The organism is Desulfonatronum sp. SC1 (genome assembly GCF_003046795.1).
Taxonomy (GTDB): Bacteria; Desulfobacterota; Desulfovibrionia; order Desulfovibrionales; family Desulfonatronaceae; genus Desulfonatronum.
Genome location: NZ_PZKN01000007.1, coordinates 64149 through 76200 on the forward strand (window position 1 = coordinate 64149; position 12052 = coordinate 76200).

8 protein-coding genes are annotated in these 12052 nt (G+C 61.1%); 3 read left to right on the plus strand and 5 right to left on the minus strand.

Translation table 11 applies throughout. The features are described 5' to 3' along the window. Nucleotides 1-11: 11 nt before the first annotated feature. The 5 genes from rpoD to rpsU all read right to left on the minus strand — a co-directional run bounded on the left by rpoD (nucleotide 12) and on the right by rpsU (nucleotide 6595). Entirely contained in the window at nucleotides 12-1778 is a 1767-nt protein-coding gene (gene rpoD / locus C6366_RS05495; RefSeq protein WP_107736343.1) for an RNA polymerase sigma factor RpoD, read from the minus strand. Further along, nucleotides 1778-3547 (minus strand): DNA primase, encoded by a 1770-nt coding sequence (gene dnaG / locus C6366_RS05500; protein ID WP_107736344.1) that lies wholly within the window; start codon nucleotides 3545-3547, stop codon nucleotides 1778-1780. The genes rpoD and dnaG overlap by 1 nt, the downstream gene beginning before the upstream one ends. Nucleotides 3548-3608: 61 nt before the next feature. Further along, entirely contained in the window at nucleotides 3609-5924 is a 2316-nt protein-coding gene (locus C6366_RS05505; protein ID WP_107736345.1) for an endonuclease MutS2, read from the minus strand. Nucleotides 5925-5948: 24 nt separating this feature from the next. Beyond that, nucleotides 5949-6395 (minus strand): GatB/YqeY domain-containing protein, encoded by a 447-nt coding sequence (locus C6366_RS05510; protein ID WP_107736346.1) that lies wholly within the window; start codon nucleotides 6393-6395, stop codon nucleotides 5949-5951. Beyond that, nucleotides 6392-6595 (minus strand): 30S ribosomal protein S21, encoded by a 204-nt coding sequence (gene rpsU, locus C6366_RS05515; RefSeq protein WP_107736403.1) that lies wholly within the window; start codon nucleotides 6593-6595, stop codon nucleotides 6392-6394. Before rpsU ends, C6366_RS05510 begins: the two co-directional genes overlap by 4 nt. A gap of 414 nt (nucleotides 6596-7009) precedes the next feature. On the opposite strand from rpsU, the gene C6366_RS05520 reads away from it, so the two are divergent. From C6366_RS05520 to hypF, 3 genes are all read left to right on the plus strand, one after another. Further along, nucleotides 7010-9037 carry a methyl-accepting chemotaxis protein gene (locus C6366_RS05520; protein ID WP_107736347.1) on the plus strand — a complete coding sequence of 676 codons (2028 nt, stop codon included), beginning with the start codon at nucleotides 7010-7012 and terminating at the stop codon, nucleotides 9035-9037. Between the two features lie 76 nt (nucleotides 9038-9113). Next, nucleotides 9114-9596, plus strand: coding sequence for a chemotaxis protein CheW (locus C6366_RS05525; protein WP_107736348.1), 483 nt, complete (start codon nucleotides 9114-9116; stop codon nucleotides 9594-9596). A gap of 88 nt (nucleotides 9597-9684) precedes the next feature. Beyond that, the gene (hypF, locus tag C6366_RS05530) at nucleotides 9685-12048 is read left to right on the plus strand and encodes a carbamoyltransferase HypF (RefSeq protein ID WP_233248401.1); all 2364 of its coding nucleotides are present in this window, start codon (nucleotides 9685-9687) and stop codon (nucleotides 12046-12048) included. Nucleotides 12049-12052 lie beyond the last annotated feature (4 nt).

The following is a 12052-nucleotide window of genomic DNA, read 5'->3' on the forward strand; positions in this document are numbered from 1 at the left end:
ATTGCCGCTGATCAGCCATCGTAAAAGGAGCGCAGCACGTTGCTGCGGCCGGGGTGGCGGAGCTTTCGCAAGGCCTTGGCCTCGATCTGCCGGATGCGCTCCCGGGTGACGTTGAACAGCTTGCCCACTTCTTCCAGGGTGTGGTCCGAAGGCTCGCCGATCCCGAAACGCTTGCGCAGCACCTGTTCTTCACGGGGGGTCAGCTCGGAGAGGATTTCCGCGATCTGCTCCGAGAGCTTGGCGTTGACCACCTCCTCGGCCGGGGCCAAGGCCTTCTTGTCTTCGATGAAGTCGCCCAGACTGCTGTCTTCTTCCTCGCCGATGGGTGTTTCCAGGGAAATGGGCTCCTTGGCGATCTTGAGCACTTTCTTGACCTTGTCCAGGGGGTAGTCCATGCGCTCGGCGATTTCCTCGGGCGAGGGGTCGCGGCCCAGTTCCTGGACCAGGTAGCGGGAGGTGCGGATGAGCTTGTTGATGGTCTCGATCATATGCACCGGGATGCGGATGGTCCGGGCCTGGTCCGCGATGGCCCGGGTGATGGCCTGGCGAATCCACCAAGTGGCGTAGGTGGAGAACTTGTATCCGCGCTGATACTCGAACTTGTCCACGGCCTTCATCAGCCCGATGTTGCCCTCCTGGATCAAATCCAGGAACTGGAGACCGCGGTTGGTGTATTTTTTGGCGATGCTGACCACTAGGCGCAGGTTGGAGCGGATCAGCTCCTGCTTGGCTGCCAGGGCCGCGATGTTTCCGCGTTTGGCCCGCCAGAGCACTTCTTCCAAGTCCTGGACGGTGTGCTGACACTGTTCCCGCAGCCGTTCCAGGATTTCCATCTTCCCCGCCAACATCTCCTTGAAGGAAAACAGCTCGTCCATGGTCATGTTCAGAGAGTCGGCCGCGGCCACGGGACTGATTTCGCGCTTGTCCAGTCGGTCGAAGATCTCTTTGATTTCGCTTTGGTTTTTGCCCACGGACAGGATGTAGGCGGAGATGTCCCGCTGACAGTTGTGCATCTGCCGGACAAAGTCCTCCACGGTCTCGATCAACCGGTCGATGAGCGTCTTCTCCAGTTTGATGTCCCGCAAGGAGGCGACGATTTCCTCCTTGAAGGCGACGATTTCCATCTGCATCCCGTACACTCGACGATCCAGGCGGGCGCATTGGTCCATCTTCTGGTAAACCTTGCGCTTCTTCTTGAACATGGTCCGGATTTCATCCAGCAGGAAGAGCACTCGTTGGCGCTGGTTCATCTGGTCCTCGGACGGGTCGTCCTCCTCGATGGTCTTGACCACGTCCTTGAGCTTGATCCGGCTCTGCTTGAGGTCTTCGCCGATCTTGACCAACTCCTCGATGACCACCGGGACTTCCACCAATGCGTAGAGCACTTCCAATTCCCCGACCTCGATCTTTTTGGCGATATGCACCTCGCCTTCCCGGTCAAGCAGCGGAACCGCACCCATCTCCCGCAGATACATGCGCACGGGATCCGAGCCGCGCGGGGCGTATTCGGCGTCCTCGCCTTCCGCGAATTGGACCCCGGTTGCTTCCGTGGCCGGTGCATCTTCGATTTCTTCCGTCAGGATGCCCTTGGTCACCTTGCCGGCGTCGATGATCGTGATGTCCAACTGATCAAAAATATTAATGACTTCTTCAATCTGTTCCGGGTTGCTGATCTCCGAGGGCAGGGCCTTGTTCAACTCTTCGAAGGTCAAAAACCCTTTCTTGGTTCCTTCGGCGATCAGCGTCTTGATCTGTTGGATTTCCTTGATATTGCTCATTATGCCTCCATGGCGAGATCTTGATAAGCTTGAAGAAGCGCGGACACGCGTTGTTGGTCGCCTTGGGCTTGGGCGGCACGCAGGGCTTGCAGCATCTCTTGTTGGCGTTTCTTGAATTGATTTTTCGTCAAAAATTCTCGGACTTCGGCCCAAAACGCGGCTCTATCGGCCTGGTCCCTTTGGGGAGCTTCGGCCAGGAGCTGGTAGCAAAGACGTCGCTCGGGTTCTTCCAGGACGGAGTAGTCGTATCCGGATGCGTCCTCGCGGGCATCGTGGGCAACGACGGAAGCGTCCAAGATTCGCAACTTGTCCCAGATCGCCTTGGCCCAGCTGTCCTCCAGCACGGCGTCCAGCCCGGAAGCCGCCAGCTCATGGCGGTACTCCGGACAGCTTACGGCAAAGGCGAGCAGTTGGCGATCCCGGGCTGTCAACCGGGGTCCGCCGGGCTGGTTCGTCGGAGCCCTTGCGGTCTGAGGCGCTGCGTGCGCCAAGGCCGCGGTTTGCTTTGGAGCCGTGGGACGCCATTTCCGCAACTCGGTTTCAGACATGCCAAGCCCGGCAGCCAGCCGGGGGAGGTAGAACCCGCGCAGATCGTCCGCCGCGACGTTGTCCAGAAAGCGGCGTACCCAGCCCATGATTTCCCTGGGGGCGTAGGTTTCGGAGACGGTGCGGACGCAGAAATCCAGCCCGTCGCGCCCCGTGTCCAGCACGGCCCGTAGGGTCTCGGGGCCTTGGGCGTGCAACAGACTGTCCACGTCCTCGCCCTGGGGCATGGTGACCACGTGGCAGGCCAGCCCCTGGGCGAGGAACATCTCCGCGGCACGCAGCGCGGCCTTTTGTCCGGCTTGGTCGCCGTCAAAAAGCAGATCTATCCGAGAACAAAACCCGCCCAGGCGTTTGACCTGCTCCGGAGTCAGGGCCGTGCCCAACACGCCCACGGCTCCGCTGAAGCCGAACTGGTGCAGGGCGATGACGTCCAGGTAGCCTTCGGTCAGCAAGGCCCTCTTGTCCCGGACAATGGCCTTGCGGGCTTGGTGCAGTCCGTACAGGTGCTGGCCCTTGGTGTAGATCGACGACTCACTGCTATTGATATATTTCGGTTCCTCGCTGTCAATGGCTCGTCCGCCGAAGGCGATGACCCGTCCGGTCAGGTCGTGGATTGGAAACATGATCCGGCCTCGAAAGCGGTCATAGACCTTGCCTCTGTCGTTGCGCACCAGCAGTCCGCAATCCACGGCCTGGTCCCGGGTGAAGCCCTGGGATTGGAGAAATTCCTCCAGCCCGTGCCAGTCCGCCCGGCTCCAGCCGACCTGAAACGCTTCCAGCATTTCCGGGCTGACGCCGCGCCGCAGCAGGTAGTCCCGAGCCAGTGCGCCCGCCGGAGAAATCAGGTTGTGCCGGAAGTGTTCCGTAGCCAAGGCGGCCATCCGCAGGGCCGCATCCCGCTGTTCCAACTCCTGGCGCTCCTGGGGATTCACTGGGCCGAAGTCCAGCTCTACCCCGGTTTCCCTGGCCAGCTGGACCAGGGCCTGCTTGAAGTCCAGGCCGTTGATCCGGGCGTAAAAATCGATCACGTCTCCCGAGGCTTGGCAACCGAAACAATAGTAGAATCCCTGCCCCGGATTGACGTGAAACGAGGGTTTGGTCTCCTGATGAAACGGACAGGGGCCGCTCCAGCGTTCTCCATTCGGGCGCAGCTCCAGATAGCGCTGGGCCAGCTCCACGAAATCGAGCCGGGACTTGATCCGTTGCACCGCGGTTCTGTCCATGCCCTCTCCTTTTTTCCGGCACGCCTTCCCACCAAATTTTCGTTACCGGAAATCGTCCGTCTTAACGCAAGGTGACCACGGTCACCCCATCGCCGCCTTGATCCTCGTTGGCCACGGCATAGGCGGAGACCACCTGGTGGGTCTTGAGAAACTGGTGAACCTCCCGGCGCAGGGCCCCGGTGCCGCGGCCGTGAATGATCTCCACCTGCTCCGAGCCGCGCAGCAAGGCCCGGTCCAGAAAGGCGGCCAGTTCGCTGAGGGCCTCGTCGACCCGCTGGCCGCGCAAATCCAGACGCAGGGAAGCCGGAGCGGCTTGGGCGGAGCGCACGGTCGTCCCGCCGGGGCCGGGTAAAGAGCCTTCTTGGCGGCCGATCGACGCGACGTCCCGATAGGGCAGCCAGAGGGACACTCCGCCCAGTTCCACCTTCAGGGTCTGCTTGCGCTCGTCCTTTTCCTGGACCGCCCCGGTTTTGTTCCAGGCCGGGTACGCGACCCGGTCGCCGACCTGGTAGTCTTCCCAGGTGGAGGATTGGTCCTCGGGCGCGTCGGGCCGAGAATCAGTTTCCAGTTGTTTGCGGGTTTCAGCCAGTTCGCGCAGGGCTTGGCGCCGTGAGATTTTTTCCTCGCGCAGTTTGGCCAGCACGTCCTGGGATTGTTTTTTGATGTCCTGGAGCAGGGCCGACTTGTCCCGGTCGAATTCGGTCCGCAGCTTGGCCCTGCGCGCACGAAGGTCCGTGCGCTGCTCGGCGAGTTCGGCCAATTCCTTCTCCCGTTCCACGGCCAGGGCGTTGAGACGCTCGATCAGTCGGGTGGTGTCCGCTCCGTCCAGCAGCAGATACTGTTCGGCCTTGGCCAGGATCGAAGCGGGCAGGCCGTATTCTCTGGCCACTTCCATGGCTTGGCTGGCGCCCACTTGGTCGTAGGCCAGGGTGTACAGGGGCTTGTTGGTTTTGGGATCAAAGAGCACCGAGGCCGAACGCACGCCGTCCCGGGTCAGGGAGTAGGCCTTGAGGGATGGAAAATGAGTGGCCACCGCAGCCCAGGCGCCTCGATCCAGCAGCCCATCCACCACGGCCTGGGCCAGAGCCGCACCTTGGCTGGGGTCGGTCCCGGCGCCGAATTCGTCCAGAAGAACGAGGCTGCGAGTGTCGATGCGCTCCCAAACCGCGGCCACGTGGTTGATCTGGGCGGAGAACGTGCTTAGCTGCCCCTCCAGACTCTGTTCGTCGCCCATGAACACATGGATGTCTCGCCACAGCGGCAGGGTTCCGCCTTCGGCCGCGGGCACGGCCAGTCCGGAAAAGGCCATCGCGGCCAGCAGACCGGCGGTTTTCAGAGCCACGGTCTTGCCGCCGGCGTTGCCTCCGCTGATGATCAGGACCCGTTGGTCGCCTTTGAGCTGCAGATCCACGGGGGTGGCCCCGTGGCCAGCGAGGAGCAGCAGGGGGTGCCGGGCCTGCTTCAGATCCAGCTCGCCGTCCAAAACGACGTCCACGGGCCGGGCCTCCATTTTTTGGGCCAACGCGACTGCGGCCAGGAGCAGATCCATGTCCGTCAGCCATTGGAAGAGAGGCCGCAACCGCTCCAATTCCTGGCGGACCAAACCGGTGAGCTGAGCCAGGATGCGGTTCTCGGCCTCCCGCTCCTCCTGCTTTAGGTCCTGGAGCTTATTGTTGACCTCCACAAGAAACATCGGTTCGATGTAGCAGGTCTCCCCGGTCTGGGAATAATCATGGATGATCCCGGCCACCTTGCCCTTGAAGTTGCTTTTCAGCGGCAGGACGTAGCGGTCCGAGGAGATGGTCATGAAATCGTCCTGGAGATAGTGGCCGATGCCCTGATCCGTGACGAAGTCCTTGACTCTTTTGGTGCAGTGTTGATGAATTTGGCGGATTTCCTGGCGCACTGACCAGAGTTCCGGTGAGCTCTCGTCCTTGAGCCGCCCGTCGTCGCCGACGCAGCGTTTCAAGGCAGCGGCAGTGAGGTCCGGCCAGGAGAGGAACTCGGCCTCCAAGCGCAGATCCGGCCAGCGGGACGCATCCGTGGAGAACAGAGCGCCGCGGAGTTCCTTGGCCGCAGCAAGGAAACGGCCCAGGGCCCAAAGGGCGTCCAAGTCCAGAACGCGGGAGGCTTGGCTTTGGGGTTGGACGTAGGTCCATACGCCGTCGACGTCGGGAAAGCTCGGGCAGTCGACCCGCGTTTCACCGGCCCAGGCCAGGGCTTGACGCAGGCGGGACTGGCGGCGGGAGACGTCCTCAAGGGTCGAAGCCGGGGTTACCGCGTTCGCGGCCCGTGCCCCGGATTCAGAACGGCAACAGGCGGCCAGCGCCTCGAGAATTTTGGGAAAATCGAGAAGAAGAAGTGTTCTGGATTCCATCGCAAAATGGAACCGGGCGTGTTTTTAGGAAGAAAGGCGGTTCCGCACCAGTTCGCTGACGGCCTTGCCGTCCACCCGCCCTTTGTGGGTGTTCATGATCGCCTGAATGACCCGCCCCATGTCCTTGATGGACGTGGCTCCCTGTTCGGAGACCACGGTCTCGATCAGCGCCGTCAGTTCGTCGGCGGAGAGTGGTTGGGGCTGGTAGGCGCGTAACAGTTCCAGTTCCGCGGCCTCCTTGGCGGCCAGTTCGTCCCGGCCGGCCTTGGAGTACATGTCAATGGATTCCTGGCGCTGCTTGATCTGCTTGAGCACGAGGTCGAGGACTTCGTCGTCGGACAGGAGGCGCTGGAGGTCCACCTGACGATTCTTGGTGGCCGTCTTGAGCATACGTAAGACGGCCACCAAGACGGTGTCCTTGTTTTTGTAAGCGGCGATGAAATCGCGTTCGATCCGCTCTTGAAGGCTCATCGTGTAGAGTTTATTTTTCGGGATTTCTTGACGGCGCGTTTGCGGGCGGCGGCTTCCTTTTTCTTCTTCTGAACGCTGGGCTTTTCGTAGTGCTGCCGCTTTTTCAGCTCGGAAAGGATGCCGGCCTTTTCCACCTGTTTCTTGAATTTACGCAAGGCAAAATCAAAGTGATCGTTTTCACTCAAAATAATTCCTGGCAAGTTGTCTTCACCTCCCGGCCTCACGACGGGTGGGATCTCCGTTTTTGTGAGGGAAACTTTCAAAAAGAGAGTGAACATATCCAAAAGCAGATGGGCTGGCAAGCAAAATATTTCAATTACAGCACAAACCGGAGTTTTTAGTTTTCTTCGCGACTGGCGAGAAGGCGGCCGAACATTTCATCTCATTATAGCTGTTTACAGGGTGATGTCGTTGAGATATGTTTCCCATTCTTCATCCTGTCCGTCCCGTTCGCTTGTGTGAGATATAAATGAGCAATGGATTGAAAGAGAAGGGGCTTGTTTTTTTTAGCAAACGAAGGATCGACTCGGCTAAAGAATCTTTTTTTTTTGCCGATTTAATGTAGTTCAGTATCTGTTCTTCAAACTTTGTAACTTTCCGGGAGGCGTGATCGGATGCGTGTTCCAATCTTCGGCAAACTGATCGGAATTATCGTCTTGGCGGTCCTTCTGACTAGCGGCGTTTTGTTTTTTACCACCAACCACTATGTCACCAAAGGGTTCGATGAAAAAGCACTTGAGGAAGTGGGCGGGTTCAAGGGGGCCGTGGAGGCGGAAATCGAGGATTGGGAGGTGTTGCTCGGAACCGTGGGCATGCTCCTGGCCGTCAACTTCGAGGTGCAGCACGCCATCGAGGAGCGTAACTCCGGCTTCCTGCGCGCTCTCGCCAGGGACGTGATCCAACAAACCGGGGTAGACTTTTTGACGTTTTCCGACGCCCACGGCGTGGTGGTGGCCAGGGGACACTCCGAGCGGGTCGGGGACAGCGTTGCCGGGCAGGTAAACGTCCAAAAGGCCTTGCGGGGGCAGTCCAGTGTTGGCATTGAGCGCGGCACGGAAATCAAGTTTTCGCTTCGCGCCGGGTATCCGGTGAAGATGGGTGACCGGATCATCGGCGTGGTCACGCCGGGATTCGACTTTGGAAATTTTCAGTTCGTCGATGAACTCAAAACGCGTTTCGGCGTGGAAGCCACGGTTTTCGAAGCGGACACCCGTCTGGCCACGACCATCATGCGCGACGGACAGCGGGTCGTGGGTACGAAGATGGACAATCCTCGCGTAATTTCCACGGTGTTGCGCGAGCAACGGACATTCTTCGACCGCAATCTCATCCTTGGTCAAAACTACGATACGGCCTACTGGCCACTAATCGACGCCACTGGTCAGGTTGGGGGCATGTTTTTCATCGGAGTCGAGCGCAGCGTCATCGAGCAAACCCAAAACAGCATCCTAATGTCCATTTTGCTGGTCAGCGTGATTATCGGCGCGGTGATGATCGCCGTGGGCGCGCTTTTCGCCCGGACCTTGTCTGGCCCCATCGGCCGCGCCACTAACTTCGCCACCTTGGTGGCCCAGGGCCGACTGGATGAACAGCTGAACATCAAGAGCAAGGACGAAATCGGCACACTGGCCCAGGCCTTGAAAACCATGGTGGCCAACTTGAAGGCCAAGATCCAAGAGGCCGACGACAAAGCCGAGGAAGCCGACCGCAAGGCCCATGAATGCAACCTGGCCACCCAGGAGGCCGAGGAAGCCAAGCGTCAGGCCGAACAGGCCAAACGGGACGGCATGCTGCAAGCCGCCGGACAGCTTGAGGGCGTGGTGGAACAGGTGACATCGGCGTCCGAGCAGTTGGCCGCCCAGGTGGAGCAGGCCAGCCGCGGTTCCGAGGAGCAGCGCGCTCGGACCGGGGAAACGGCCACGGCCATGGAGGAGATGAATGCCACGGTTTTGGAAGTGGCCAAGAACGCCTCCCAGGCAGCCGAGGCTTCAGACCAAGCCAGGGCCAAAGCCGTGGACGGCGCGAATGTGGTCAGTTCCGCAGTCAACGCCATCAACAAGGTCCAGCGGCAGGCTGGAGAAATGAAGGAAAACCTGAACAACCTGGGGCGGCAGGCCGAGCAGATCGGGCGGATCATGAATGTGATCGAGGACATAGCGGACCAGACAAACTTGCTGGCCCTGAACGCGGCCATCGAGGCGGCCCGGGCCGGGGACGCGGGACGCGGGTTCGCCGTGGTGGCCGACGAGGTGCGCAAGCTGGCGGAAAAGACCATGAACGCCACCAAGGAGGTGGGCGAGGCTATCTCCGCTATTCAGCAGGGCACCCGAGCCAACATTCAAGGCATGGACCAGTCCGTGGCCGCCATTGAGGACGCCACGCAACTGGCCAACAAATCGGGCGATGCTTTGAAGGAAATTTTGGGCTTTGCCGAGCAGGCCGCGGATCAGGTTCGGTCCATCGCCACGGCCGCGGAGGAACAGTCCGCCACCAGCGAGGAAATCAACCGCGGGGTGGAGGACATCAACCGCATCGCCTCAGAGACCAGCGAGGTCATGAACCAGTCGGCCCAGGCCATCTCCGAACTGGCCAGGCAGGCCCAGGACTTGCAAAACCTTGTCCAGGAACTGAAGAACGTTTAGTGTTGCCGGACCGCATTTCAGGTGATAAGAAGTTCCGAACAGTCACTGAGCCGTTCACCGCTTAGGGAGAAATCGCATGCAAGAACATTATGCCCGGCAGGAAAAGGACAGCGCCCTGCTCCAACTGGTCACCTTTCACATCGGAGATGAAGAGTTCGGGGTGGAGATCCTCAAGGTGCAGGAGATCATCCGGATGATGGGCATCACCCGGGTGCCCAAGGCCCCGGATTTCGTGGAGGGCGTGATCAATCTGCGCGGCAAGGTCATCCCGATCATCGACCTGCGCAAGCGCTTCGGCATGGCCGCCCAGGAGCACGACAAGCATACCCGGATCATCGTTATCGAGATCAACACCGTCATCATCGGCTTTGTGGTGGATTCGGTCTCCGAGGTGCTTCGCATCCCGGCGAACACCGTGGAACCTCCACCGCCGATCATCTCCGGCATCGAGTCCGAATACATCAGCGGGGTGGGCAAGCTGGCCGACCGCCTGCTGATTCTGCTGGACCTGGACCGGCTGCTGAGCAAAGGCGAGCAGAACATGCTCTCCGGGATTTAGGGAGCCATCCTTTTCTCATTTTTGTCTTTCCTCCCCTCCTTGGCCCCGGGACGGATTTCCGTCTCGGGGCTTTTTTGACCCACTCCCCATGAGCGCCCCGCCCACAACCATGAAATCCATAGCTCGTCATCGTCTAGTGGTCACCGGCCAAGTCCAGGGCGTGGGCTTCCGGCCCACGGTGTACAAGCTGGCCCTGGAGGTCGGACTGACCGGATTCGTGCGCAACGCCCCCGAGGGAGTGATTATCGAGGTCCAGGGGCCGGACGGCGCGGCCTCCTTCTTCGGCGATCGGCTTCGGCAGGCGCTGCCGCCGTTGGCCCGGATCACCGCCCTGGAATCCGAAAGAATCGCGTCCCGACCGGACGAGGCGGACTTCCGGATTCTGCAAAGCACGGCCGGAGAAGGCCACCAGGTGCTCATCAGTCCGGACACTGCTACCTGCGCGGACTGCCTGCGAGAGCTGTTCGACCCGCGAGATCGTCGCTACCGTTATCCCTTCATCAATTGCACCAACTGCGGGCCGCGCCTGACCATCACCCGGAGCATCCCCTACGATCGGCCCATGACCTCCATGGCCTGCTTCCCGCAGTGCCCGGACTGCCTGCGGGAGTACGAAGACCCGCTGGATCGCCGGTTTCACGCCCAGCCTAATTGCTGTCCGGTCTGCGGGCCGCGGGTCTGGCTGGGTTTGCCATCCGGGGAACGCCTGGCTGAGGGGGGTGACGCAATGATTTTGGCGGCTGGGGCTTTGGCCGAGGGAAATATATTGGCCGTGAAGGGACTGGGCGGATTTCACCTGATCTGCGACGCGGGGGACGACGCGACCGTGGCCGAGCTGCGACGGCGGAAACAGCGTTGGGAGAAGCCGCTGGCCGTGATGGCTCCAGATCTGGAAACCGCCCTCCGGGTCGTGGAGGCGGACTCCATGGAGCGGGATCATCTGCTGTCCGCCCAGCGGCCCATCGTTCTCCTGTCGCGTCTGAACCCCAAAGTCGGTCCGGTGCTCTCAAAGCATCTAGCCCCGGACACGGACCGCCTGGGACTGATGCTGCCCTATACCCCCTTGCACCATATCCTGCTGGACGCGTTCCGGGAAGCGGCGGGGTCAGAGCGGCTCCCGATCCTGGTGGCGACCTCCGGCAACCTGAGCAATGAACCCATCGCCCTGGGCAACCGGGAAGCCTTGGAGCGCCTTGCGCCTCTGGCCGACCTGTTCCTGCTCCACGACCGGGATATCCTGATCCGCTGCGACGATTCGGTGTTGCGCTTGAACCGGAAAATAAGGCGGCCCGAGATGTTCCGCAGGGCCAGAGGGTACACGCCGTCGCCGATTTTTTTGAATCGGGGTGGCCCGTGCGTGCTGGGGCTGGGGCCGGAACTCAAGGCAACGATCTGCCTGACCAAGGGAGACCAGGCCTTTGTCAGCCAGCACGTCGGAGATTTGACCAATCTGGAGACGTTCTCGTTTTACCAGGACACCATCCGCTACATGCGGACTATTTTGCAGGTTCAGCCCGAGATGCTGGTCGCGGATTTGCACCCGGACTACATGAGCACCGGACATGGTAAGGAGCTGAGCGAGTGCCAGAGGATTCCCCTGGCCCGGGTGCAGCACCACGTGGCCCATATCCTCGCGGTCCTGGCTGAAAACCGGCATGTGGAACCAAGCCTGGGGCTGGCCCTGGATGGGGCCGGACTGGGCACGGATCGGAACATCTGGGGCGGCGAGGCCATGCTGGTGGATCCTCGAAGTGGGGAATTCAGCCGTGCGGGCCATTTCGTTCCCGTGGCCCAGCCCGGCGGCGAGGCCGCGGCCCGGGAGCCCTGGCGCATGGCCAGGAGTTACTTATGGAGTATCGGGATCACGGCCCCTGGAAGTCGCCTCTGGCCCTGGCTGGAGGAATACCCTCAGGCCGACGCCTTCGTGGAGGCCATGCTCCAAAAAGGGATCAACTGCCCGGCGACCACCAGTTGCGGTCGCCTGTTCGACGCCGTAGCCGGTCTGTTCGGCTTGAAGCACGTCATGGCTTATGAAGGGCAGGCCGCGATCATCCTGGAACGGATTCAAAACCTGGACGACCAGGCCGCGCCTTACGTCTGCCAGGTCCTGGCCGAGCGTGATCCGGTCCAATTGGATACTCTGTTGCTGTTCCGCCAGGTCCATGCCGACTGGGAGGCTGGGGCGTCGACCGGGGCGATCAGCCGGCGCTTTCATCTGGGCCTGATTCAGGGCCTGGCCGAGCTAGCGGCCCTGCTGGCCCAGCGATCCGGTACGCGCACTGTGGGCCTGAGCGGAGGGGTGATGCAGAACGCCACCCTGAGCACGTTGCTGCCCCAGGCCCTGTCCCAACGCGGCCTGGCCCCCCTGGTCCACGCCTACCTCCCTCCCAACGACGCCTGCATCTCCCTGGGTCAGGCCATGTATGGACGAATCCGACTTCAGCGCGGGTGAACGC

Excerpts from the sequence above, each read along its gene's own strand:
- C6366_RS05520 (WP_107736347.1), top strand. The coding sequence starts at position 7,010 with ATGCGTGTTCCAATCTTCGGCAAACTGATCGGAATTATCGTCTTGGCG.
- rpoD (WP_107736343.1), bottom strand. The coding sequence starts at position 1,778 with ATGAGCAATATCAAGGAAATCCAACAGATCAAGACGCTGATCGCCGAA.
- C6366_RS05505 (WP_107736345.1), bottom strand. The coding sequence starts at position 5,924 with ATGGAATCCAGAACACTTCTTCTTCTCGATTTTCCCAAAATTCTCGAG.
- dnaG (WP_107736344.1), bottom strand. The coding sequence starts at position 3,547 with ATGGACAGAACCGCGGTGCAACGGATCAAGTCCCGGCTCGATTTCGTG.
- C6366_RS05510 (WP_107736346.1), bottom strand. The coding sequence starts at position 6,395 with ATGAGCCTTCAAGAGCGGATCGAACGCGATTTCATCGCCGCTTACAAA.
- C6366_RS05525 (WP_107736348.1), top strand. The coding sequence starts at position 9,114 with ATGCAAGAACATTATGCCCGGCAGGAAAAGGACAGCGCCCTGCTCCAA.
- hypF (WP_233248401.1), top strand. The coding sequence starts at position 9,685 with ATGAGCGCCCCGCCCACAACCATGAAATCCATAGCTCGTCATCGTCTA.